A 22,907-nucleotide genomic window follows, 5' to 3' on the forward strand; every position below is an offset into this window, starting at 1 on the left:
ACGCTGCGCGCCGACATCGTCCGCACCGTCGACGACGGCCGGGCCGTCGTCGCGAACATCGCCGGCACCAGCACCGACACCGACGGCACCACCCACTCCTACGAAGGCGGGCACTACATCAGCGTCGTCGGCTACCACGACAACGGCAACACCGTCACCATCGCCGACTCCGCCGACCCCAACCAAGCCGCCTACCAGATCAGCGTCGAACACCTCGCCGACTGGATCGCCACCCGCGGCTACGCCACCAGCTGACCCCACACCACAACACCGAAGGGCCGGACCCCACCACGGGGCCCGGCCCTTCGGCATGCCTGGGTCAGTGTTCGTTGCCCGTCCGGACCGAATCGACGCCGGGCGCCACAGCAGTCGACCCACCGCCGGGGGCCGCCTCGGCCGCCTCCACGCCAGCGGCGCCGTCGGCGGACGTGACGCGGTGCGCGCGTCGGCGCAGCCACCAGGTGCTGCCGAGCCCGGCGAGCACCGCGAGGACCAACCCGGCCCAGGAGATGTCCTTCAGCCAGTGTTCGGCGGCCCGGCCCACCGAGTAGAGCAGGTACGTCGTACCGAAGGCCCAGACCAACCCGCCGGCCGCGTTGGCCACCAGGAAGCGGCGGTACGGCACGTGCAGCGCCCCGGCGAGCGGCCCGGCCAGGATCCGCAGCAGTGCCACGAACCGACCGAAGAAGACCGCCCAGACTCCGTGCCGAGCGAAGCTCTGTTCGGCACGGGCGAGCTGTGCCGGGCCGAGGTGCTTGGGGAACCGTCTGCCCAGCCGGGCGAGCAGCGGACGACCGCCGCGTCGGCCGACGGCGTACCCGACGGAGTCGCCGACGATGGCGCCGAACGCCGCCGCGCTGGCCACCCACTCCGGCTCCACCACACCGGTGGCGGCGAGCAGGGCGGAGCTGACCAGGACGATCTCGCCGGGCAGCGGGACGCCCATGCTCTCCACGCCGATCACTCCGGCGACGATCAGGTAGACCACGCCCGGAGGCAGCGCCGAGAGCCAGTGCTGAACGTCGATCACTCGGCACCCCTTCCGAATCGGCCCCGACCCTACCCCGCCGACCCGACGACGCCGCGCAGTCGTTGGCCACTCAACCCGTGACGCCAGGTTGCGCAGATAGCAAGACGGACGTACGGTTTTGTTGGAAGCGGAATCGGGCGGTAAGTGTCACCTAACCTCGGCGGCACCCCTACCGGTGCGACAGACTGCTCAGGACTACTCACGGTCGCTGGTGTGAAGGAGTACGACGTGGCGAGCCTCGACACCTTCGGTGCGAAGACCCAGCTACGCGTCGGAGACGCGAGCTACGAGATTTTCAAGATCGACAAGGTGGACGGCCAGGCCCGACTGCCGTACAGCCTGAAGATCCTGCTGGAGAACCTGCTGCGGACCGAGGACGGCGCGAACATCACCGCCGACCACATCCGCCAGCTCGGCGGGTGGGACTCCACCGCCGCCCCGAGCGTGGAGATCCAGTTCACCCCGGCGCGGGTCCTGATGCAGGACTTCACCGGCGTGCCCTGCGTGGTCGACCTGGCCACCATGCGCGAGGCCGTGCGTGACCTGGGCGGCGACGCCAGCAAGGTCAACCCCCTCGCCCCGGCCGAGCTGGTCATCGACCACTCGGTCATCGCCGACCTGTTCGGCCGCGAGGACGCGTTCGCCCGCAACGTCGAGCTGGAGTACGAGCGCAACAAGGAGCGCTACCAGTTCCTGCGCTGGGGTCAGACCGCGTTCAACGAGTTCAAGGTCGTCCCGCCGGGCACCGGCATCGTGCACCAGGTCAACATCGAGTACCTGGCCCGCACGATCATGGAGCGCAACGGCCAGGCGTACCCGGACACTGTGGTCGGCACCGACTCGCACACCACGATGGTCAACGGCCTGGGTGTGCTGGGCTGGGGCGTCGGCGGCATCGAGGCCGAGGCCGCGATGCTCGGCCAGCCGGTCAGCATGCTGATCCCCCGGGTGGTGGGCTTCAAGCTCTCCGGTGAGATGCCGGCCGGCACCACTGCCACCGACCTGGTGCTGACCATCACCGAGATGCTGCGCAAGCACGGTGTGGTCGGCAAGTTCGTCGAGTTCTACGGCCCCGGCGTGAGCGCCGTGCCGCTGGCCAACCGTGCCACCATCGGCAACATGTCCCCGGAGTACGGCTCCACCGTGGCGATCTTCCCGATCGACGCGGAGACGATCCGCTACCTGGAGCTGACCGGCCGCGACGCCGCGCAGGTCGCGCTCGTCGAGGCGTACGCCAAGGAGCAGGGCCTCTGGCACGACCCGAACCACGAGCCGGAGTACTCCGAGCGCCTGGAGCTGGACCTCGGCACCATCGAGCCGTCGCTCGCCGGCCCGAAGCGCCCGCAGGACCGGGTGCCGCTGGGCGCCGCGAAGACGCTGTTCCGCTCCGCGTTGACCGACTACGTGGCCGACGACTCCGTCGGTGAACGTGACCTCAAGCCGGGTGTCCCCCGCGAGGAGCTGCCGCGCGGCGCCAACGGCCCGGCCGACGAGGCCAGCGCCGAGTCCTTCCCGGCCAGCGACCCGCCGGCCAACGAGTTCAGCGACCCGGCCGACGAGCCGCGTGACCTGGAGACCGCTGCGGTCGGCGCGGGTGGCCGGGCCAGCAACCCGATCCGGGTCACCAGCGCCGACGGCGTCGAGTACGAGCTGGACCACGGCGCCGTGGTGATCGCCGCGATCACCTCCTGCACCAACACGTCCAACCCGCAGGTGATGATCGGTGCCGCGCTGTTGGCCCGCAACGCTGTGAAAAAGGGCCTGACCCGCAAGCCGTGGGTGAAGACCACCCTGGCGCCCGGCTCGAAGGTCGTCATGGACTACTACGAGCGGGCCGGCCTCACCCCGTACCTGGACAAGCTCGGCTTCAACCTGGTCGGCTACGGCTGCACCACGTGCATCGGCAACTCGGGCCCGCTGCCCGAGGAGGTGTCCGCCGCTGTCAACGAGCACGACCTGTCGGTGGTCTCGGTGCTCTCGGGCAACCGGAACTTCGAGGGCCGGATCAACCCGGACGTCAAGATGAACTACCTGGCGTCGCCGCCGCTGGTGGTCGCCTACGCCCTTGCCGGAACCATGGACATCGACCTGGCCAATGAGCCGATCGGTGAGGACACCGAGGGCAACCCGGTCTACCTGCGCGAGATCTGGCCCAACAGCGCCGAGATCCAGGACGTCATCGCCCAGGCGATCGGCGCCACCGGTTTCAGCGCCGCGTACGCCGATGTCTTCGCCGGCGACGAGCGGTGGCAGTCGCTGCCGACCCCGACCGGCGACACCTTCGCCTGGGAGAGCGACTCCACCTACGTGCGTAAGCCCCCGTACTTCGAGGGCATGCAGCAGGAGCCGAGCCCGGTCGTCGACATCTCCGCGGCCAGGGTGCTGGCCAAGCTGGGTGACTCGGTGACCACCGACCACATCTCGCCGGCTGGCGCGATCAAGGCGGACTCCCCGGCCGGCTCGTACCTGGCCGAGCACGGTGTGCCGCGCCACGAGTTCAACTCGTACGGTTCCCGCCGGGGTAACCACGAGGTGATGATCCGGGGCACCTTCGCCAACATCCGGCTGCGCAACCAGCTGGTGCCGGGGGTGGAGGGCGGCTTCACCGTCAACCACCTCACCGGCGAGAAGACCTCGATCTACGACGCCTCGGTGGCCTACCAGGAGGCCGGCATCCCGCTGGTCGTGCTGGCCGGCAAGGAGTACGGCTCGGGCTCGTCGCGGGACTGGGCGGCCAAGGGCACGATGCTGCTGGGCGTCCGGGCGGTCATCGCCGAGTCGTACGAGCGGATCCACCGCTCCAACCTCATCGGGATGGGCGTGCTGCCGCTCCAGTTCCCGGTGGACGTCACCGCCGAGTCGCTCGGCCTGACCGGCACCGAGACGTTCACCATCACCGGGGTGACCGCCCTGAACGACGGTGACACCCCGCGCACCGTGCAGGTCAGCACCGACACCGGCGTCGAGTTCGACGCCGTGGTGCGGATCGACACCCCCGGTGAGGCGGACTACTACCGGCACGGCGGCATCCTGCAGTACGTGCTGCGCCGCATGATCGCCAACTGACGTACCGACGTCCGGCGAAAGGGCCGCTTTCCCGCGCTTGCGGGGAGCGGCCCTTTCGTTTCTCCTCGCTCTCGACTCGGCAGCGGCTCCATGCGGCCCGGTCGTAGGGCCGGGCCGCATGGGTTGTCGCCGCCTTCGGTGGGCAGCCGGGCCCGCCGCCCGGTTCAGGTTGCGTCCTTTGCTCTGCACCCGCCCGCGCACCACGAACGGTCCGTAACTGGCGCGTGGGCGGGTGCAGAGCAAAGGACACGAGGAGCACCTGCACCGCCGGGCCGGATGGCGCGAGGAGCGGGTCAGCAGCGCACGCCCAGCTCAGCGCAGCCGCAGCGCGACCGCGCGGGCCTCCTCGTCGGTGAGCGGCAGGAACCAGAGGAAACGGCGGACGATGGCGACCGGATCGGGGCCGCCGGGCTGGCCGCGCAGGTCGCGGATCGCCCGGCGGGTGATCCGGGAGAACCTGGGGATCAGGGTCGCGCGGCGCGTGGCGTCCGTCGGGGTCGCTCGCAGCGCCGGGCAGGGCCAGTCCTGACCGCAGGCGTCGCACGTCCACAGCGGGCCGTCGGCGGTGTGCGCGACCGGCGGGCCGCACCGGGATCGCCAGCGTGATTCGGGTACGACGTTCGCCGCGCGACCGGGGCCACGGTACGGAGGGCGCCGGGGTCCGGTCGGGCGGGGCAGGCTCGGCCCGATCGGTGGCGGACCGCCCGTCGGCTTCGGGTGGTTCCGGGGCCTGTCCTCGGGCATCCTGTGCTCCCTCCTCGATGCTGTCTACACAGCACACTGCCGAGGGTTGCCAAGCGATCACACCGCGTAGAAGTATTTCCTTCCGACGTCTGGAACGTTCTGGAGGGCCTGGAGATGAATCGAGCAGTACAGGCGGCGATGGCCGAGAGGGGCCACACAGCGGACAGTCTCGCTGCTCAGATCGGTGTCGATCCGAAGACGGCCGCCAAGTGGGCGAGCACGGGACGAATTCCGCAGACGCGTCATCGCGCGCGGGTCGCCGAGCTGCTCGGTCGGAACGTCGACGAGCTGTGGCCGGACGCGCTGAAGCGCCGGACGCCGGCCTGGTTCCGGCCCTGGGCCGAGATCGAGCGCGAGGCGCTGTCGCTGCGGTCGTTTCAGCTCGCGTGGATACCGGGCCTCCTTCAGACCAAGGCGTACGCGCTGGCGACGCTGGTCGGCGAGGCGCTGACAACGGCCGAGGCCGACGACCTCGCCGAGGCGCGGCTGAGCCGGCAGGCCATCCTGCGCCGGGAACGCCCGCCGCTGCTCGTCGCTGTCCTCGACGAGGGAGTCCTGCGGCGCACCCTCGACGGCGACCGGGCCATGATGCGGGAGCAGTGCGAGCGGCTGGCCGAGCAGGCCGCGCTGCCGAACGTGTCGCTGTTCGTCGTGCCCGCCGACGTCGGCATGTACCCGGGCCTCGGTGGGCCGTTCACAGTGGCCGAGATGCCGGACGGGGGGCGGGTCGCGCACGTCGACAGCCAGGCGCAAGCGCAGCTCATCGACAAGGTTGCCGACGTTGCTACATTCGACCGACGGTGGGAACGCATTCGCGACGGCGCCCTGTCGCGGGCGCAGTCCCTCAATCTCCTCAGGGAAGCGGCGGCATCATGGACCTGACCGGCGCTCGGTGGCGCAAGAGCAGCAAGAGTGGCAACAACGGCGGCGACTGCGTCGAGGTGGCCGACAACCTCGCGGGCGTCATCGGCGTACGCGACTCCAAGGACCCGGCCGGTCCGACGCTCGCCTTCGACAGGGCGGCCTGGACCCGGTTCCTGGTGTTGGCCAGGCGCGGCTGACCCCCACTGTCCTACCGGGTGAGTTCGTCGGCCCGGTCGAGCAGCGCCCGGCGCTCGGCGGTCGAGCCGACCGCTGCCGCCGCCTCCCGGAACAGTCCGGCCGCGCGCGGCCGGTCCCCCTGCCGCGCCACCAGATCGGCCTGCACCGCCATGGCGAGCGGATAGCCGTCCAGCCCGCCCCCGGCGCGCGCCGCGTCGAGCAGCACCAACCCGGCGTCCGGCCCGTACGCGTAGCCGTGCGCGACCGCACGGTTGAGCGCGATCACCGGCGAGGGGCGGAGGTCGGCGAGCGCGTCGTAGGCCCGCGCGATCGTCGACCAGTCGGTGTCGTCGGCCGAGGCGGCGGTGGCGTGGCAGGCGGCGATCCGGGCCTGCCAGGCGTACGGCCCGTCGTGGCGTACCCGATCGAGGGCGGTCAGGCCCTCGGCGATGGCGGCGCGGTCCCACCGGTCGCGATCCTGCCGCTCCAGGGTGAGCAGGTTGCCGGCGGCGTCGCGGCGGGCGTCCCGACGGGAGTGTTGGAACAGCAACAGCGCCAGCAGCGCGGCGACCTCGGACTGGTCGGGCATCAGCCGGGCCAGCAGCCGGGCCAGCCGGACCGCCTCGTCAGCGAAGGCCGGTTCGCCGTCGGCGACGTAGCCCCTGGTGAACAGCAGGTACAGCACGGCGAGGACACCGGGCAGCCGCTCGGTCAGCGCGGGTCCGCTCGGCACCCGGTACGGGATGCCGGCCTGGGCGATGCGGGTGCGCGCCCGGGTCAGCCGGCGGGTCATCGTCGACTCGCTGACCAGCAGGAGTCGGGCGATGTCGGCGGTCGGCACGCCGCAGACGGTTCGCAGCGTCAACGCCACCCGGGCTTCGATCGCGAGCGCCGGATGGCAGCAGGTGAAGATGAGCCGCAGCCGGTCGTCCACCACGTCCTGCCCCGCCTCGGGCTCGGGCTGCGCGTCGTCCGGCGCGAGCAACGCCAGGTCGTGCAGCTTGCGCCGCTCCACTGTGGCCCGGCGCAGCACGTCGATCGCCCGGTTGCGCGCCACAGTCATGAGCCAGCCGCCCGGGTTGGCCGGCACACCGTCGGTGGGCCAACGCTCCAGCGCGACTGTCAACGACTCCTGGGCGCAGTCCTCGGCCAACGCCCAGTCCCCGGTCACCCGGATCAAGGTCGCGACAATCCGGGGGTACGCCTCGACGCTGGCGGCCGCGACGGCCGCCGCCGCCGCGCCGGCCGGTGCCGACGTGCGCACCGGCCGGCTGTGCGAGGTGGACAACTCGGTCAGTCGGACAGGTCCGCGAACGGACGCAGTTCCAGTCGCCCTTCGCGGGCCATCGGGTGGGTGCGGGCCACCTCGATCGCCTCGTCCAGGTCGGCGCAGTCGAGCAGGTCGAAGCCCACGATCACCTCGGCGGTCTCCGCGAACGGCCCCTCGGAGACGAGCAGCTCACCGTCACGAACGCGGACGGTGGTGGCCGCGCTGGTCGACGCGAACACGTTGCCGGTCAGGCGGCGGCCACGGGAGTCGTTCTCCGCCACCCACTTGTGGATGTCGGGCAGTTCGGTGGGGTCGGTGTCCGGCTCGGTGTCGCTGCAAACGAACATCATGTACTTCATCTGGTCGCTCCCTGGTTTCTCGGGGTGTCGCCAGCATGACGATCGGCCGGCAGCGTTCCGGACACCCTCCCCCGAAAAACTTTGGTCAGTCTTCGCTGGCAGCGCGACGGCGGGCCTCGCGCGTCTTCATGGCGTGCTCCATCAGCGTGACGAGCACCTCCTTGCTGGACTCGCGCTGCCGGGCGTCGCAGAGCAGCACCGGCACGCCCGGGTCCAGGTTGAGCGCGGCCTGCACCTCGTCGAGCCGGTACTTCCGGGCGTCCTGGAAGCAGTTGACCGCCACCACGAAGGGCGTGCCCCGACCCTCGAAGTAGTCGATCGAGGGGAAGCAGTCGGCGAGCCGGCGGGTGTCGGCCAGCACCACAGCGCCGATCGCCCCCAACGCCAACTCGTCCCAGACGAACCAGAACCGGTCCTGCCCCGGCGTGCCGAACAGGTACAGCACCAGGTCGTCGCTGATGGTGATCCGGCCGAAGTCCATGGCCACGGTGGTGGTGGTCTTGCCCTCCACCCCGGACAGGTCGTCGATGCCGACCCCCGACTCCGTCAGGACCTCCTCGGTGCGCAACGGCCGGGTTTCGCTGACCGCGCCAACCATTGTCGTCTTGCCCACGCCGAAGCCGCCCGCGACCAGGATCTTGATCGCGGTGGGCAGTGGCGTCGCTCCCGCCGGCCGGTCAGAGTGCCCGTAGTCCATTGATTACCGCCTCGAAGATGCTGTTGTCGGGAAGACCGGCCGTGGTCTGCGGCTCGCGGACCTGCACCAGGCTGCGGGCCGCCAGATCACCGAGAAGCACCCGGATGGTGCCCACCGGCAGGTCGAGATGGGCGGCGATCTCGGCGACGGACTGTATGCGTTGGCACAGCCCGACGATCGCCAAATGCTCAGGACCGAGACCGACCTCGGGCGTGACCTCGGCTTGGGTCGCCGTGACCAGGGAGATCAGGTCGAAGGTGCCGGTGACCGGGCGGGCCCGACCACGCGTCACCGCGTACGGACGCACCACCGGACCCGCATGGTCATCCACCCACTGATGGTCTGCCGACTCCCCCTGGACCGTCATCGCCGCTACCTCTCGCCGACCTGCTGATCAGTGCCGCGCGACGGCGATGCGACGTACTTGCCGACGCGGGTGACCAGCATCGCCATCTCGTAGGCGATCAGGCCGACGTCGGCGTCCTCGCTGGCCAGTACCGCCAGGCAGGCGTTGCGGCCAGCCGCGGTGACGAACAGGAACGACGACTGCATCTCGATGATGGTCTGCTGCACCTGCCCACCACCGAAACGCTTGCCGGCGCCTCGGGCGAGGCTCTGGATGCCGGCCGCCATCGCTGCGAGGTGCTCGCCGTCGTCCCGGTTCAACCCCTGGGAGGATGCCATCAAGAGGCCGTCGGTGGAGAGCGCGACCGCGTGTTCGGCCTGCTTCACCCGGCCCACCAGGTCATCCAGCAACCACGTCAGGTCGGCGCTCGAAGCCGTCTTCTGGGTCACTTCGTCGTCCTCTTCTCGCCCGGCTGTGCGCCGTGTTCGTTTGGGCTTGACCGTCACACCGCGCGGAGACCCGCGTCGTCGGTGCTCGGTCAGGTCGCTTGTGGATCCTCGTCGGTCGGCTCGGACGGCGTCGCCGCCGGGGCGCCGGAGGCACCGCCGAGCAGCCGAGCCGCGTCGGTCCGCCCACGGCGGGTGCCGGTCTGGTAGGAGCTCATCATCCGGCGAACCTGCTCCGGTGGGCGCACCACATCCTCGTCGTCGGTCTCGGACACCGCCGGGTCGTCTCGCAGCTCGGGAACGATGTTCGCCTGTCGGACCCGGACGGGCAGACCGGAGTCGGTCCGCTCCGCCTCGGCGCGGGCGGGCGTCGGGCCAGCGTCGCCTGCCGGGGCCGGCTCTCCGTCGAGGGCTTCCGGGCGGGTGCGGTCGACGGCGGGCAGGCCGGTGGGCACCGTCGGGGCTTCCAGGGCTGGCTGAGCCGGGCCGCGCCGGGCGCGGGTGGGCAGGTCGGGGGTGCCGGTTGCCGGGGTGGTCCGCTGTCGGGTGGGGAGAACGGTGTCCGCCTCGGCCTCCTCGCCCGTCGTCGGTGCTGTGGTGTCGGCCGGCATCGGCACCGCCGAGGTCACCGCCACCTCCGGCGCGGTGGTCGTGGCCGCGGCGAGCGCGACAGGTGCGAGGGACGCCGGACGGCCGCTGTCAGTGGCGGGCGCCGACGGCATCGGGGTGGCCGAGCCGGCCCGGAACGAGCCCGAGTCGTCCGGGGAGGCGCCGGTCTCGGTGACCAGCTCCAGCGGGATCAGCACTACCGCTGTGGTGCCGCCGTACGCGGACTCCTTGAGCCGTACCCGCACGCCGTGCCGTTCGGTCAGCCGGCTCACCACGTAGAGCCCGAGGCGGGCGGCGTTGGCGAGGTTCAGCTCGGACTGGTCGACGATGCGGTGGTTCGCCGCGGCCAGGTCCTCCTCGCTCATGCCGAGGCCCCGGTCCTCGATCTCGATGGCGAACCCGTTGGAGACCAGCTGACCCCGGACCTCGACGGTCGTGTGTGGTGGGGAGAACGACAGGCCGTTCTCGATCAGCTCGGCGAGCAGGTGGATGACGTCGCCGACCGCGCGGCCGGCGAGGGAGACCGGCCCGAGCGGCAGCACGTTCACCCGGGTGTAGTCCTCCACCTCGGCCACGGCACCGCGCACCACGTCGACCATCGGGACGTTGCGCCGCCAGGCCCGACCGGGGGTGGAGCCGGAGAGCACGATCAGGTTTTCCGCATTGCGCCGCATCCGGGTGGCCAGGTGGTCGACCCGGAACAGGTCCTCCAGCTCCTCCGCGTCGTGCTCGCGGCGCTCCATCGCGTCGAGCAGCGTGAGCTGGCGGTGGACGAGCGCCTGCGTGCGTCGGGCCAGGCTCAGGAAGACCTCGCGGACGTTGCGACGCAGGTCGGCCTGCTCGACGGCGGTGCGCACTGCGGTCTCCTGAACCGCGTTGAACGCCTTGCCGACCTGGCCGATCTCGTCGGTGCCGAACTCCAGCGGGGGCGCCTCGGTGGCCACGTCGACCTCCTCGCCGCGCCCGAGCCGCTCCACCACCCGGGGCAGCCGCTCGTCGGCGAGCTGCCAGGCGGCCTCCCGCAGGCGGTCCAGCTGGCGCAGCAAATTCCGCGCGGTGGTGATCGAGACGACGACGGAGGCAATGACGGCGAGAAGGCCCAGGCCGGTGGCGAGCACCAGTCGGACGACGACCATCACGGCGATGCCGGTGGCCCGGTCCACGATGCCCTCACCGCCGGCGGTCACGACGTCGTTAACCTCGGCCAGCGCCGGCTCGACGGTGCCCCGCCACTGCTCGGCGCCGACCGGCAGCTGGGTCGACGGCCGGCCCTCGCGGATGATGCTGTCCTGCACGGCGCGCAGTCGGGTGAACGCCTCACCCTCGACGAGCTGTTGGTAACGGCGCTGGTCGGCGTCGGCGAGCCGGACCCGGGTCTCCTCACCGACGAACCGCTCCGAGCCGACCAGCGCGACGTAGCGGGCGTACTCGGCGCCGCTCATCCGACCGTTGCCGAAGAGGCCGCTGAGCAGCGCGTCCTCCTGGGAGATCAGCTCCTTCATCCGGTTGAGCTGGATCAGGGCCGCGGCCTCGCCGGCGATCTGCTTGTCGTCCAGGCTGCCCGTCACGTCGTAGATCTGGAAGATCGACTCGATCGCGTCGGTGTACGCCTCGGCGGCGGCGATCCGGTCGATCTTGCGGTCCAGCACCTCGGCGCGGGTCCGCTCCAACCCGTTGACCTCAGCGATCGTCATACCGAGCTGCGTGTCCAGTGCAGAGCTGCCGGCGACGTCGACCTGCCAGTTGCGCACCGAGGCGGCGAAGTCGGCGGCCAGCTGTGCGGTCTTGCGCTGCTCGGCTTCGAGCGCCGTCCGCTGCGCGGCCTCGGGGTTGCTCAGGTACGCCTGGGTCAACCGCCGCTCCACCTGGAGCTCCTGCAACAGCGGCTCGCTCGGCGTGTAGACCTTGCTGTTGAGCAACTGGACACCGAGCAGGTTGAAGCCGTCACGCAGGGTCACCCACGCCGCGAACATCCAGAGCGCGACCAGGGAGAGCAGCAGGGCGACAACCTTGGTGCGGATACTCGTACCGCGAGAACGCATTGAACCGTCCCAGGCCGGGCGTTGACTCAGCTCATCAACGAATGATCAGAGGGGGCGACGTCCCACCACAGCGGGGCATCCGGGCTGAGGCTCTGCGTACGCTAGCAGTGTCCACACAACCCCTCAAGTTGTTGTTTTTGTTGACTGGTAACCGCAATCCACCACCGATCGGTCCACGCTCGAGGCTCGAATGCCGGCCAGCCGGCAGGCGGCGAGCACAGTGGCGCGAACGATGACTGTCGGACAGTACAGCTCCTTGCCGTACCACAGTGGAGGGTGCTCCCCGGCGGCGGATTCGTGCAGGTAGGCGTGCCCGCGCGCCACGGCGTCGTCAACCCGTGGCACCGTTGTCGGCACCGTCAGCAGCACCTGGAGGGCGTACGCGCTCTCCTCCGCGGTGCCGCCCCACCGCCCCCACGAACCGTCCGCGCGCTGGCTGCTCAGCACCCAGCCGGCCGCCCGGTCCACCGCCTCGGCGGCGGGCGCACCCCGCCCGAACTCGGCCAGTGCCAGCACGCAGCAGGCGGTGGCGTAGTACGGCGAGGCGTGCCACCGGTCCTGCCAGGCGCCGTCCGCACGCTGGTGCCCGGTCAGCACGGTGCTCAGCCGGTCGACCGCCCGGTGATAGCGCGCGTCGGCGTCCGGTTGCCGGATCAGGTGCTGACCGAAGGCGTCCAGCACGTGGGCGTTGGTGGTGACCGAGAAGCCGTCCTCCCCCGGCCAGGTGCAGAAACCGTCGGCCGTCTCGTACGCCCACAGGCTGGCCGGGTCCGCCGGACGGCCGAGCCGGGCCAACGCGTCGAGCGACACCGCTGTGGTGTCGGCGTCGGTCGGCAGGCCGTCGCCGGTGGCGATGCCGTGGCCGGCGGTGGCGGCGGCCAGGCTCTCCACGACTGCGGCCGTGGGGTTGACCGTGATCCCGGCGCGACTCAGGCCGCTGAGCACCCAGGCCCGCTCGAAGACGGTGATCGGTGCCGGACAGGGCACCGGGCCGCCTCCGTCGCGGATCAACGCCCGCAGGAAGGCGTGCGCGGCGGGGCCGGCGGCCGGGCCGGCCGCTGTCAGCCAGGCCGCGGTCGCGGCGGGTGAGGCGCCGACCGCTGTGAGCGTGGGGCCGGCGTCGGTGGGTGTCGCGTCCAGGATCTCGTAGAAGTGGGCCAGCTTCGGTGGCAGCGTCGCTCCGGCGGCCACCGCGGACCGCACCGCGCGCAGCCGGTCCCGGTTGAGCCCGGTGGGCAGCGGCAACGGCGGGCGGGGCAGGCGGGCGGCGGTGGCGGGCTCCAGCCGGGCGAGCCGGTCGTTGATGGTGTCGACGAGCGCCGGAACGATGAGGTCCAGCGCTGGGGTGTCCGGCAGGGTCCGGGCGTCGGTGGGGAGCAGCGTGCCGACGAGCGCGCCGAGCCCGCGGGCCACCGGGGCGAGCAGTTCCGTCCCGGCCCTGCCGTCGGCCAGTGCCGTGAGCAGCGCGTCGGTGGCGCTCAGCGTCGGCACCAGGGCGTACCCCTCGGGTGGGCCCCACGCCCCGTCCGGGCGCTGACTGCGCAGCAGGAACGCGATCCGCTGGTGGTGCCCGGTCAGCCAGGGCGCGACGGCGACCAGCCGCCCGGTCTCGTACACCGACGCGGCGACCTGCCCCCACGGCCGCAGACCGAGGCCGGCGATCAACTCACGGGCGGTGGCGGCGACCGGGTCGGCGGCGGTAGCCGCGTCGGCGAGCACCCGGGTGGCGCAGTTACTCACCGCGCGCCCCAGAAGTCCGACAGTTGGTAGAAGCCCCCGGTGAAGGAGATCTGCCGGTTGAGGTAGTCCGCCTGGCGGGGGCACCGTTCGGCGAGGGCGGCCAGGTCCCCCCGGGACCGTGCTGTCAACTCGGCCAGCCGGTCGTGCACCTGCGCGGGGTCGTCGACCAACGAAAGGGCGTTCAGGTCACCCCATTCGGCGTCCCGACCGTGAGTGGCAAGGTCGTTGACCAGCCGCAGTACGCGCTGCACCCCACGACCGGCGTCCAGCAGGTCGGTCAGCTGGGCGAGGGTCTTCTCGTCGCCGGTGGCGATCCAGTGGGTGACGTTGACGAAGGAACAGGCGAGGTTGTCGGCGTTGTCCAGGTAGCGGTCCAGGTCCGGCAGGCGCCGGCCGGTGGTCGGGTCGGTGGGCAGATGCTTCCAGTCCCACTCCCGCGCCACGGCGGCCAACATCCGGGCCAGCTCGTCGCGCCAGATCGGGCGTAGCCGGACGAACGCCGGCACCGTGGTCAGCTCGTCGCGCAGGTCGGCCAGCAGTCGGGCCAGGTGTCGCCCCGGTGGCGGCGCCGCGCCGTCGGCCACCGCGAGGCAGTCGGTCACCACCTCCCGGACGTCGTCGACGGACCGCGCGAGGTAGTCGACCTGCCAGTCGGCGGCGAAGACCCAGAGCAGGGTACGGGTGGTGATCCGCAGTTCCGAGGCGGTGTGCCACGGTGCGGTGAAGGCGATGGCGGTAGCCACCGAGCTGAGCATCGCCGGGTCGAACGGCGCGGCGTCGAACAGCTCCGGGTGAGCGGCGGTGACATCCTGGAGGTCGCGTACGCCCCGCACGGCGAGCGCGCACACCCGGCCCTGTTCGGCGACCGCGTCCTGACCGGCCCGCGCCGGTCGCGGGGTCCCCGTCACGATGCGACCGGGCGCTCGACCGGGGTGAGGATGACCTCGGCCCGCTGCTTGGGTTGCAGCGAGGCGCCCATCCGGGGGGTGAGGTCGACCGGTTCGCGCAGCCGGAAGCGGTAGCGGCTCAGCACGGTGCTGACGATGAGCTGGGCCTCCAGCAGGAACAGGTACTGCCCGAGGCACTGGTGCGGGCCTCCGCCGAACGGGAAGTAGGAGTAGCGGTAGCGCCGCCGGGGCAGCTCCGGCGCGAACCGCTCCGGGTCGAAGAGCGCCGGTTCGGTCCAGAACGTCGACATCCGCTGGGTGACGTACGGGCTGACCAGCACGGTGCCGCCGGCCTTGATCCGCACCCCGCCCAGTACGTCGTCGCCGACGGCTGTGCGCGGGATCATCCAGCCGGCCGGGTAGAGCCGCAGCATCTCGTCGAGCACCATCCGGCCGTAGCGCAGCTGGGGCAGGTGCTCGCGGCCGACCCGTTCGGCGCCGACCACCCGCTCGATCTCGTCGGTCATCCGATCGGCCACGTCGGGTCGGGACGCCAGGACCGGCCAGAGCCAGGAGAGCAGGGCGATGGTGGTCTCGGTGGCGGTGGAGAACATCGCGACCACGTCGCCGCGGATCGCGTACTCGTCGGGTTCGCTGCCGTCGGCGCGCGGCCGGCAGAGCGTGGAGATGATGTCGTCGCCGTCGGTGGGATGGGCTCGGGCCTCCCGGATGATCGGCAGCACCACCTCGTCGATGGTGCGCACCGCGTCGGCGAAGCGCCGGTCGCCGGGCATCGGCACCGCGTACGGCACGGCGGGCATCAGCAGTCGGGGGAGCATCGCTGTGGTGACGGTGTCCAGTGCGGCGCTGATCCGCAGGGCGTCGGGGACGGAGATCCGGTCGGCGAAGAGCACCCGCATGGTGGTGCGCAGGACGATCCGGGTCAGCTCGGCGCCGCCGTCGATGGGGCGACCGGCGAGGGCCGGTTCGAGCCACTCGTCGACGGCCTCGTTGATCGCTTCGGCCATCTTGTCGACGAGCGTCTCGGCCCGCTTGGCGGTGAACAACGGTTGCAGTGCGCCTCGGCTGGACTCCCAGATCTCACCCTCGGCGACCAGGATGGCGTCACCGACGATTCGGCGCACGGGTCGCCAGAGCAGGCCCTCGCCGTCGCGGGTGTAGTTGGCAACGTTGTCCCGCAGGACGCGTTGCAGGTGCTCAGGATGGCTGACCAGATAGGGGCGGAACGAGCCGAGGTTGAGCCGGACGACGTCGCCGTCGGCGTCCTGTGCGAAGGCGACGAGCGCGCCGAGCGGATCGCGGACCAGTGCCGGCAGAGCGCGTCGTAACGGGATTGTCCGGGGCTCGGTGCTGACGGTGGCGGGGCGCGCCTCGGACACCTGCGACATCGAACCACGTCTCCTCGTCGTCCCGGCGACCGCAGCGGTCCACTTCGGTCGGGCAGGTTGATGAAACTTTCACCTTCTGGGCCGACGGAAGCATCTCACCAAACGAGGGGCACCTCCAGACTTGCGGACGGCGCAATTTCCATCTAAGCGTGCGCACACTCGTCGATGTTTTCATCTCGCTCAAATCCTGAATGGATATTCAGGCGCAGCACCCTTCCCGGGTGGGCCGACCAACCAGCGCGGCGGCCGGATCGGCCGCTCGGCCGCCGACCCGGCTGCGGTATCGGCACCCGGCCGGCGGTGTCGGGCTGGCCGGTGCGGGTCGGTGACCCGGGACGCACCGGTACCCCCGAATCCGGGCGATGCCCGGCACCCTGTGCCAGGCTCTGTGGCATGGACGACAAGACCATCCTGAACCGGATCTCCGAGCTGGTTGACGAGGAACACAAGCTGCGTGCCGACGCCCAGGCCCACGAGTCGGGCACCGAGGGCGACGCCAGCGAGCGACTGCGTGCCCTGGAGGAGTCCCTCGACCAGTGCTGGGACCTGCTGCGCCGCCGACGGGCCGCCCGGGAGACCCACGGCGACCCGGACGCCCAGGGCGAACGCCCCAAGCCCGAGGTGGAGCGCTACCTGCAATAGCCGACGGAGCGGGTCGGGCGGTGGCCGCCCGACCCGCTCCGATCAGCGCAGGCCCGCCTCGTGCAGCAGCTCCCGGGTCAACAGGCCGGGGTCGACCTGCTCGGCGGGGAGACCCCGGGCCGCGAACCAGGCGCCGACCACCCGCACATCGCGGGCCAGGAACTCCGGCCCCTGTGGGTTCGCCACCACGTCGACCACCTGCGGCAGGTCGATCACGACCAGCCGGCCCTGGTGCACGAGCAGGTTGTACGGCGACAGGTCGCCGTGCGCGTAGCCGGCCCGAGCCAGCACCCGCAGCGCCTCCACCAGTTGAGCCCACAGGTCACGCAGCTCGGTCGGGTCGGGTCGCAGCTGGGCCAGTCGGGGTGCCGCCTCCCCCGACTCGGCGTCACCGACGAACTCCAGCATCAGCTCGGTGCCCCGCACCTGCACCGGGTACGGCACGGCGATCCGGTCGTGCCCGGCGCCGATCTCCCAGAGCCGACTGAGCGCGGCGAACTCGGCCGCCGCCCACTGCCCGGCGATCATCTGCCGGCCGAACGCCGTCCGGCCGGCCATCGCCCTGTTCTCCCGGGACCGGCGCACCCGACGGCCCTCCAGGTAGCCGGCATCGCGGTGGAACAACCGGTGCTCGGGATCGCGGTAGCGTTTGACAGCGAGTAGGCAGGACCGGTCGGTGTCCGGCACCGCGCGACGGACCAGGTGGACGTCCGCCTCCTTGCCGGTCTTCAGCACACCCAGTTCGGTGTCCTTGGCGGCCAACTCGGTGACCAGCCAGGTGGGGTACGGCTGCGGTCCGTGCACGGCGTCGTCCCAGGACGACCAGCGCTCGCCGGTGTCCGGGTCGGGTTCACTGTCGGGGTCTGCGAGCGGCTCGGTGGGCCGCCCGCGCTTCAGAAACTGCGGTTCGTCGTCGTCGAAGCGGCTCTTGCCGCGGCTTCGGCGCTCGAGCGCCGGAAGGTCATGATCGCGCACTGTGGTGAGGTTCCCTTGGTCGAGGCTGAGATAGGCAGCTGGAAGCGACCTGCAAAGACGGCCATGACCGACCCCCTGTCCTCGACCGGGCACACGCCCGGGATGCACCATGCGCGGACAATGCTGGTACCACCACGTCCGCCGGTCAACCGAATTACCGGGCCACCACCCGTTCAGCCGCTCCGGCGCCCGGCCGCAGCGCGAGCACCCTCAGCGGGCCAGGACTGTGGCGACCGCGGCGATCAACCCGTCCACGGTGCGGCTCGGCGCGAACCGGACGTCCGTCCAGGTGCGCCCCCGGTGCAGCCAGACGCTGGGCAGCCCGACGGCGGCGGCACCGCCGATGTCCGCCTCCGGGCTGTCACCGATCACCCATGCCCCCCGCAGCGGCATCCGGACCCGCTGGGCGGCGAGCGCGAAGATTCTCGGGTTGGGCTTGCTGACGCCGGCCTCCTCGGAGATCACCCAGTCCGCGACGTACTGGTCCAGCCCGGTCTGGCGGATCTTGGCGTCCTCGACGCGTACGGTGCCGTTGCAGACCACCACCGGCACCCAGCCGGCGTCGTCGGCGATCCGCAGCGCGCAGGCGGTCAGCGGGTCGAGCCGGGTCTGCGCCACCACCCCGTCGTGCAGCTCCTCGACCAGGTCGATCGAGGGGATGCGCAGCTCGTAGCGGTCCCGGATGGCGTCGGCGAGGTCCCAGCGGTCGGTCAGACCGTCGGCGTCGATCGAGATCAGCCAGTCGATGTCGGTGTGGGGCGCGCCGATGCTGTCCAGGAAGCGCTCACCCCAGCGGCGGAACGGCCCGGCCCGATCCAGCAGGGTGTTGTCCAGGTCCAGCAGGAGCAGTGGCACTCGGGCACCCTACGGGACCGACGTGTCCGCCAACAGATGCGGCGGGTATCGAGCTGACGAAGGGCTCAGCCAGGCATCGACAGCCGCGGGCCACCCTGGTCCGCCAGCCGATCGACGAGCATCGAGTGGGCCGCCCGGGTGGCCGCGAGCACTGCGGGATCCAGCGTCGCCACGAGCACCGCCGTGCCGTCGTCCGCCCCGCGAGCCAGCACCCGCCCCTCGGGGTCGTAGATGGCCGCGCCGCCGTTGAACCGCCACGGGTCGACGCCGCCGACCGCGTTGGCGAAGACCACGAACATCGTGTTGTCCAGGGCGCGTGCGGCGTAGTAGAGATCCCGGCGGTGCTCGGAGCCGGCCAGGTATCCGCTGGGACACAGGTAGGCGTGTGCGCCGTCGAGGGCGGCGGCCCGGCCGTGCTCGGGAAAACAGCCGTCGTAGCAGATGCCCAGCCCGAGCCGCCAGTCGTCGACGAGCAGCGTGGCACCCCGCTCGCCGGGGGTGAACAGCTCCCGTTCGTCGCCCCACAACTGCTGCTTGTCGTACCCGACCCGCACGTCGCCGGTCCGGTCGACCACCAGCGCCGCGATGGTCCGCCGGCCGTCGGGGTGCCGGACCGCGGCGCCGACCAGCGCGGTGACGCCGGCCTCGCGCGCCGCGACGCGCAGCGGGTCGAGCCGGGGATCCGCGACGATCCCGGCCGGGTCGGCGGCGACGTCGGTGCCGGCCGGGTCGGCGGCGAGGACCGGCGGGTGGTACGCGCAGAGGAACAGCTCCGGTAGGACGGCGACCCGGGCGCCCCGCTGGCCGGCTCGGCGGACCAGGTCGGCGGCCATGACCGCGTTGCCGGCGACGTCGCCCGGCGTGGGGGTGGCCTGGACGGCGGCCACTGTCAGCGGGGAGCTGGGCACTGTGCGGGGCTGGGTCACCGGGCGATGGTAGTCGGCGACATCCCAAGCCGTACGTACGGTTTGCATGCCCCGGGGTGACCTGCGACGATCGACGTGTGCCCAGAGTAAGCCAGGACCAGCTCGACGCTCGCCGGCAGGAGATCCTCGCCGCGGCCCGGGCGTGTTTCGCACGGCTCGGCTACGAGGGGGCGACAGTACGCCGCCTCGAGGAGGCCACCGGCCTGTCCCGCGGCGCGATCTTCCACCACTTCCGCGACAAGGACTCGCTCTTCCTGGCCGTCGCCGAGGACGACGCCGCCGCCATGGTCGAGACGGTGGCCCGCAACGGCCTGGTGCAGGTGATGCGCGATCTGCTCGCCCGCGCCGTCTCCCCCGACACCACCGGCTGGCTGGGCAGCCAACTGGAGGTCTCCCGGCGGCTACGCACCGACCCGGCGTTCGCCCGGCGCTGGGCGGAGCGGTCCGCCGCCATCGCGGAGGCGACCCGGGACCGGCTGGCCCGCCAGCGCGACGCCGGGGTGCTGCGCGAGGACGTACCGATCGACGTGCTGGCCCAGTTCCTGGAGCTGGCCTACGACGGCCTGGTGCTGCACCTGGCCATGGGCCGACCGGCCGGTGACCTGGGCCCGGTGCTCGACCTGGTCGAGGAGGCGGTCCGCCGCCACTGACCGCGCGGACACCGGTCGGTCGACCGTGGCGAGGCTGCTCCACAATGGGGCCGCCGATCCCTCCGGTGACAGGAGCAGTCGATGATCGTCCACGCCGCGTCCGGCGACACCTGGGGCATCTCCGGCCCGACCTTCCTCCGGTACTACATCGCGGCGGCCATCGTGGTGGTGGCGATCGCGGCGTACTACCGGATCCGCCTGTTGACCGCCCCGGCGCACACCACACTCGACCCACTCGGAGCACAGCAGGTCGCGTACCTCAACGGTGGCCCCCAGCTCGCAGTGCACGCAGCGCTGGGCGGGCTGCGCGGCAGCGGCGCTGTCGGCGTCCGACCGGACCGTCGGCTGACCACCGGCGGTCACGCGCCGACCGGGCTCACCCCACTGGACCAGGCCGTCCACTGGGCCGCCCACCAGCACTCCCGGGTCCGGGACCTGCCGCAGGACCAGCGCGTACGCACCGCGCTGGACCAGATCCGCAACGGCCTGGAGCAGCGCGGGCTGCTGACGAACGACACACAGCGCGCCCGAGCCCGCCTCTGGAGCCAGTTCCTGTGGGCCCTGCTGGGCCTCGGCGTGCTCCGGCTGTTCTCCGGCCTGTTCAGCGGTCGCCCGGTGGGTTACCTGCTGCTCACCCTGGCGGCCCTCCTGTGCGCGGCCCTGCTGCTGCGCCGGGCACCCGTCCGCACCCGGGCCGGTCGGGCCGCCCTTCGTTCCGTCCGCGGCGAGCACACCCACCTCGCGCCTGCCTCCGCGCCCGCCTACGCCACCTACGGAGCGGCCGGCGCGGCGATGGGCGTGGCCCTGTACGGCACCGCCTCGCTCTGGGCCCTCGACCCGGGCTTCGCCGAGCAGGCCGAGATCCAGCGTCAGGCCATCTCCAGCAGCGGCGGTTGGACGGGCGGCTCCGACGGCTCGTCCGGTGGCGGAGGCGACAGCTCCGGTGGGGACGGCGGCAGCTCCTGCGGCGGTGGAGGCGGCGGGTGTGGGGGCGGCGGCGGGTGCGGCGGATGACCGGCCCGTCCGGGGTCGGCATCGGCTGGCGTCCGGAGATCGCCGGCTTCGTGGCCGAGCTGCCCGGCCTGCGCTTCGTCGAGGTGGTGGCCGAGGGGGTGCCCGCCTCCGGGCCGCTCCCAACCGGTCTGACCCAGCTGCGGGAACGCGCGGTGACCGTCGTACCGCACGGGGTGCGGCTCTCCCTCGGCGGCGCCGAGCCGGTCGACCCGGCCCGGGTCGCCCACCTGGCCGCGGTGGCGCAACGCCTAGACGCCCCGCTGGTCAGCGAGCACATCGCGTTCGTCCGGGCCGGCGGCCTGGAGGCCGGTCACCTGCTGCCGCTGCCGCGCAGCCGGGAAGCCGTGGACGCGGTCTGCGCCAACGTGGCACGGGCACAGGCTGAGCTTCCGGTGCCGATCGCGCTGGAGCCGATCGCCGCGCTTGTCGACTGGCCCGACGACGAGCTGGACGAGGCGGACTTCCTCACCGAGATCCTCGACCGGACCGGGGCACTGCTGCTGCTGGACGTGGCCAACGTGCACGCCAACGCCCGCAACCGGGGCGTCGACCCGCTGGCGTTGCTCGACCGTCTGCCGCTGGAGCGGGTCGCGTACGCCCACGTGGCCGGCGGCGCGGAGCACGGCGGTTTCTACCACGACACCCACACCGACCCGGTGCCGACAGCGGTGCTGGAGCTGGTCGGCGCGCTCTGCGCCCGTCGGCGACCGCCGGCCCTGCTGCTGGAGCGCGACGGCCACTACCCGCCGGCCGCCGACCTCCGCGCCGAACTGGACGCCCTGGCCGCCGCCGCGGGCTTTCCGGCCGTCACATGACGGGCGAACCCGACGGCGACTCCACGCCAACGCCCCGCGCCGGTCTCGCCGAACGGCAGGCCGAACTGGTCGCGGCGCTGGTCGCCGGAGGGCCACCCCCGCCGGGGTTCGCGCCGGGCCCGCTGGCCGCCACCCGCGCGGCCCTGCTGCGTAAACGGGCCGGCGAGGTGGCCCGGCACTGGCCACTGCTCGCCGCCGGCCTCGGCGCCAGGTGGTCGACCACCTTCGCCGAGTGGGCCGCCCGGCGACCCACCGCCGGATCGCTGCGCGACGGTTGGGACCTGGCTCGGGCACTGCACGCCCAGCACGCGCTCCCCCCGGCGGCCGCCGAGGAGCTGGCCGTCCGGGAGGCGCGCCTGCGCTACGACGGGCTCCGGGCTCCGCGCCCCCGTCGGGCGCCGGCGGTCGGCCGCGCCGGTGGCGCCGTCGCGGTGCAGATCGCCGGCCGGGTACGCCTGCTGCGCCCCGCCCCACGGGTATCCACCCTTGCTGGCGACGCCGTGGCGGATGCGGCAGGATCGTAGTTATGGATCTCGGACTGACCGACCGCGTGTACGTCCTCACCGGCGCCTCCCGCGGTCTGGGTTACGCGACCGCGCAGAGCCTGGTCGCCGACGGCGCGCGGGTGGTGCTCTCGGCCCGGGACCCGGACGCGGTGGCCGCCGCCGCGCAGCAGCTGGGTGGCCCGGAGCACGCCGTCGGGCTGACCGCGGACCTGACCGACCCGGAGACCCCGGGGCAGCTCGTCGCCGCCGCCCAGGAGCACTTCGGCCGGCTCGACGGCGCGCTGATCTCGGTGGGTGGTCCACCGGCCGGCAACGCCGCGGCGATCAGCGACGAGCAGTGGCGGCTCTCCTTCGAAACCGTCTTCCTGGGCACCATCCGCGCGGTCCGCACGATCGCCGCCGCACTGCCCGAGGGCGGCGCGATCGGCCTGGTGCTCTCCACCTCGGCTCGCGGCCCGGTGCCCGGCCTCGGCATCTCCAACGGTCTACGGCCCGGCCTCGTCGGCGCGGCCAAGGACATCGCCGACGACTACGGCCCGCGTGGGGTCCGGGTCGTCGGGCTGCTGCCCGGCCGGATCATGACCGACCGCAACCGGGAGCTCTTCGCCGCTACCGGCGACCCGGATCGCGCCCGCGCCGACGCGGAGGCCAGCATTCCGCTGCGCCGCCTCGGCGACCCCGGCGAGTTCGGCCGGGTGGCCGCGTTCGTCCTCTCCCCCGCCGCGAGCTACCTCACCGGGATCACAGTGCCGGTCGACGGCGGCGCGCTGCGCGGGCTGTGACCCCCGACGGGGCCCGAGCTGCCCGTGCCGTCACGCCGCCCGAGAAGGCTCAGTCC

Annotated in this window: 24 protein-coding genes; 10 read left to right on the plus strand and 14 right to left on the minus strand. The window is 72.3% G+C overall.

The features are described 5' to 3' along the window. Positions 1-255 (plus strand): C39 family peptidase (locus NIE79_RS29555; protein WP_238681693.1); only part of this gene is annotated, 255 nt, incomplete at its 5' end. 64 nt (positions 256-319) lie between these two features. On the opposite strand, the gene NIE79_RS29560 is transcribed toward NIE79_RS29555, so the two are convergent. After that, positions 320-1,030, minus strand: a complete 711-nt coding sequence (locus tag NIE79_RS29560; RefSeq protein ID WP_238681694.1) for a DedA family protein — start codon at positions 1,028-1,030, stop codon at positions 320-322. Positions 1,031-1,243: 213 nt separating this feature from the next. On the opposite strand from NIE79_RS29560, the gene NIE79_RS29565 reads away from it, so the two are divergent. After that, positions 1,244-4,096, plus strand: a complete 2,853-nt coding sequence (locus NIE79_RS29565) for an aconitate hydratase (RefSeq protein WP_238681695.1) — start codon at positions 1,244-1,246, stop codon at positions 4,094-4,096. A 312-nt stretch (positions 4,097-4,408) separates the two neighbouring features. Here NIE79_RS29565 and NIE79_RS29570 read toward each other — a convergent pair whose 3' ends face one another. Next, positions 4,409-4,840, minus strand: coding sequence for a hypothetical protein (locus NIE79_RS29570; protein ID WP_238681696.1), 432 nt, complete (start codon positions 4,838-4,840; stop codon positions 4,409-4,411). 114 nt (positions 4,841-4,954) lie between these two features. Here NIE79_RS29570 and NIE79_RS29575 point away from each other — a divergent pair, with 114 nt between their 5' ends. After that, the gene (locus NIE79_RS29575) at positions 4,955-5,722 is read left to right on the plus strand and encodes a DUF5753 domain-containing protein (RefSeq protein WP_238681697.1); all 768 of its coding nucleotides are present in this window, start codon (positions 4,955-4,957) and stop codon (positions 5,720-5,722) included. Beyond that, positions 5,713-5,901 carry a DUF397 domain-containing protein gene (locus NIE79_RS29580; protein ID WP_238681698.1) on the plus strand — a complete coding sequence of 63 codons (189 nt, stop codon included), beginning with the start codon at positions 5,713-5,715 and terminating at the stop codon, positions 5,899-5,901. Before NIE79_RS29575 ends, NIE79_RS29580 begins: the two co-directional genes overlap by 10 nt. 11 nt (positions 5,902-5,912) lie before the next feature. Here NIE79_RS29580 and NIE79_RS29585 read toward each other — a convergent pair whose 3' ends face one another. The 9 genes from NIE79_RS29585 to NIE79_RS29625 form a co-directional block, all read right to left on the minus strand. Continuing rightward, entirely contained in the window at positions 5,913-7,145 is a 1,233-nt protein-coding gene (locus tag NIE79_RS29585) for an RNA polymerase sigma factor (RefSeq protein ID WP_238681699.1), read from the minus strand. 29 nt (positions 7,146-7,174) lie between these two features. Then, a complete protein-coding gene (locus NIE79_RS29590; protein ID WP_238681700.1) occupies positions 7,175-7,510 on the minus strand; it encodes a YciI family protein in 336 nt (111 codons plus the stop codon). A gap of 85 nt (positions 7,511-7,595) precedes the next feature. After that, a complete protein-coding gene (locus NIE79_RS29595; RefSeq protein WP_238681701.1) occupies positions 7,596-8,207 on the minus strand; it encodes a GTP-binding protein in 612 nt (203 codons plus the stop codon). Beyond that, the gene (locus NIE79_RS29600; RefSeq protein ID WP_238681702.1) at positions 8,188-8,574 is read right to left on the minus strand and encodes a DUF742 domain-containing protein; all 387 of its coding nucleotides are present in this window, start codon (positions 8,572-8,574) and stop codon (positions 8,188-8,190) included. The genes NIE79_RS29595 and NIE79_RS29600 overlap by 20 nt, the downstream gene beginning before the upstream one ends. A gap of 5 nt (positions 8,575-8,579) precedes the next feature. Continuing rightward, positions 8,580-9,002: a roadblock/LC7 domain-containing protein gene (locus tag NIE79_RS29605; RefSeq protein ID WP_238681720.1), complete on the minus strand. Its 423-nt coding sequence runs from the start codon at positions 9,000-9,002 to the stop codon at positions 8,580-8,582. An 89-nt stretch (positions 9,003-9,091) separates the two neighbouring features. Beyond that, positions 9,092-11,650, minus strand: coding sequence for a sensor histidine kinase (locus NIE79_RS29610; RefSeq protein WP_238681703.1), 2,559 nt, complete (start codon positions 11,648-11,650; stop codon positions 9,092-9,094). A gap of 123 nt (positions 11,651-11,773) precedes the next feature. Further along, complete coding sequence (locus tag NIE79_RS29615) at positions 11,774-13,390, minus strand: prenyltransferase/squalene oxidase repeat-containing protein (RefSeq protein WP_238681704.1); 1,617 nt, start codon at positions 13,388-13,390, stop codon at positions 11,774-11,776. Further along, on the minus strand, positions 13,387-14,298 hold the full coding sequence (locus NIE79_RS29620; protein ID WP_238681705.1) for a terpene synthase family protein: 912 nt from the start codon (positions 14,296-14,298) through the stop codon (positions 13,387-13,389). Before NIE79_RS29620 ends, NIE79_RS29615 begins: the two co-directional genes overlap by 4 nt. Next, positions 14,295-15,632, minus strand: a complete 1,338-nt coding sequence (locus NIE79_RS29625) for a cytochrome P450 (protein WP_238681721.1) — start codon at positions 15,630-15,632, stop codon at positions 14,295-14,297. Before NIE79_RS29625 ends, NIE79_RS29620 begins: the two co-directional genes overlap by 4 nt. 447 nt (positions 15,633-16,079) lie before the next feature. Here NIE79_RS29625 and NIE79_RS29630 point away from each other — a divergent pair, with 447 nt between their 5' ends. Further along, the gene (locus NIE79_RS29630) at positions 16,080-16,328 is read left to right on the plus strand and encodes a DUF2630 family protein (protein WP_124821979.1); all 249 of its coding nucleotides are present in this window, start codon (positions 16,080-16,082) and stop codon (positions 16,326-16,328) included. A 42-nt stretch (positions 16,329-16,370) separates the two neighbouring features. On the opposite strand, the gene NIE79_RS29635 is transcribed toward NIE79_RS29630, so the two are convergent. The 3 genes from NIE79_RS29635 to NIE79_RS29645 all read right to left on the minus strand — a co-directional run bounded on the left by NIE79_RS29635 (position 16,371) and on the right by NIE79_RS29645 (position 19,084). Then, positions 16,371-17,303 carry a serine protein kinase RIO gene (locus tag NIE79_RS29635; RefSeq protein ID WP_238681706.1) on the minus strand — a complete coding sequence of 311 codons (933 nt, stop codon included), beginning with the start codon at positions 17,301-17,303 and terminating at the stop codon, positions 16,371-16,373. Between the two features lie 210 nt (positions 17,304-17,513). Beyond that, positions 17,514-18,158 (minus strand): HAD family hydrolase, encoded by a 645-nt coding sequence (locus NIE79_RS29640; protein WP_238681707.1) that lies wholly within the window; start codon positions 18,156-18,158, stop codon positions 17,514-17,516. A gap of 65 nt (positions 18,159-18,223) precedes the next feature. Then, on the minus strand, positions 18,224-19,084 hold the full coding sequence (locus tag NIE79_RS29645) for a carbon-nitrogen hydrolase family protein (protein WP_238681708.1): 861 nt from the start codon (positions 19,082-19,084) through the stop codon (positions 18,224-18,226). Positions 19,085-19,161: 77 nt separating this feature from the next. Between NIE79_RS29645 and NIE79_RS29650 the strand changes: the two genes are divergently transcribed. From NIE79_RS29650 to NIE79_RS29670, 5 genes are all read left to right on the plus strand, one after another. Beyond that, positions 19,162-19,734 carry a TetR/AcrR family transcriptional regulator gene (locus NIE79_RS29650; RefSeq protein ID WP_091403732.1) on the plus strand — a complete coding sequence of 191 codons (573 nt, stop codon included), beginning with the start codon at positions 19,162-19,164 and terminating at the stop codon, positions 19,732-19,734. Between the two features lie 81 nt (positions 19,735-19,815). After that, complete coding sequence (locus NIE79_RS29655; protein WP_238681709.1) at positions 19,816-20,748, plus strand: TIGR04222 domain-containing membrane protein; 933 nt, start codon at positions 19,816-19,818, stop codon at positions 20,746-20,748. Then, positions 20,745-21,563 (plus strand): MbnB/TglH/ChrH family RiPP precursor modification enzyme, encoded by an 819-nt coding sequence (locus NIE79_RS29660; RefSeq protein ID WP_238681710.1) that lies wholly within the window; start codon positions 20,745-20,747, stop codon positions 21,561-21,563. Before NIE79_RS29655 ends, NIE79_RS29660 begins: the two co-directional genes overlap by 4 nt. Continuing rightward, on the plus strand, positions 21,560-22,087 hold the full coding sequence (locus NIE79_RS29665) for an SCO6045 C-terminal-like domain-containing protein (RefSeq protein WP_238681711.1): 528 nt from the start codon (positions 21,560-21,562) through the stop codon (positions 22,085-22,087). Before NIE79_RS29660 ends, NIE79_RS29665 begins: the two co-directional genes overlap by 4 nt. Before the next feature lie 2 nt (positions 22,088-22,089). Next, positions 22,090-22,851 carry an SDR family oxidoreductase gene (locus tag NIE79_RS29670; RefSeq protein ID WP_238681712.1) on the plus strand — a complete coding sequence of 254 codons (762 nt, stop codon included), beginning with the start codon at positions 22,090-22,092 and terminating at the stop codon, positions 22,849-22,851. Positions 22,852-22,907 lie beyond the last annotated feature (56 nt).

The organism is Micromonospora trifolii (assembly GCF_022229005.1).
Lineage (GTDB): Bacteria > Actinomycetota > Actinomycetes > Mycobacteriales > Micromonosporaceae > Micromonospora > Micromonospora trifolii.

Coding starts and splice junctions, on each gene's coding strand:
- NIE79_RS29670 (WP_238681712.1), top strand. CDS start 22,090: ATGGATCTCGGACTGACCGACCGCGTGTACGTCCTCACCGGCGCCTCC.
- NIE79_RS29595 (WP_238681701.1), bottom strand. CDS start 8,207: ATGGACTACGGGCACTCTGACCGGCCGGCGGGAGCGACGCCACTGCCC.
- NIE79_RS29570 (WP_238681696.1), bottom strand. CDS start 4,840: ATGCCCGAGGACAGGCCCCGGAACCACCCGAAGCCGACGGGCGGTCCG.
- NIE79_RS29610 (WP_238681703.1), bottom strand. CDS start 11,650: ATGCGTTCTCGCGGTACGAGTATCCGCACCAAGGTTGTCGCCCTGCTG.
- NIE79_RS29630 (WP_124821979.1), top strand. CDS start 16,080: ATGGACGACAAGACCATCCTGAACCGGATCTCCGAGCTGGTTGACGAG.
- NIE79_RS29575 (WP_238681697.1), top strand. CDS start 4,955: ATGAATCGAGCAGTACAGGCGGCGATGGCCGAGAGGGGCCACACAGCG.
- NIE79_RS29655 (WP_238681709.1), top strand. CDS start 19,816: ATGATCGTCCACGCCGCGTCCGGCGACACCTGGGGCATCTCCGGCCCG.
- NIE79_RS29665 (WP_238681711.1), top strand. CDS start 21,560: ATGACGGGCGAACCCGACGGCGACTCCACGCCAACGCCCCGCGCCGGT.
- NIE79_RS29660 (WP_238681710.1), top strand. CDS start 20,745: ATGACCGGCCCGTCCGGGGTCGGCATCGGCTGGCGTCCGGAGATCGCC.
- NIE79_RS29590 (WP_238681700.1), bottom strand. CDS start 7,510: ATGAAGTACATGATGTTCGTTTGCAGCGACACCGAGCCGGACACCGAC.
- NIE79_RS29600 (WP_238681702.1), bottom strand. CDS start 8,574: ATGACGGTCCAGGGGGAGTCGGCAGACCATCAGTGGGTGGATGACCAT.
- NIE79_RS29580 (WP_238681698.1), top strand. CDS start 5,713: ATGGACCTGACCGGCGCTCGGTGGCGCAAGAGCAGCAAGAGTGGCAAC.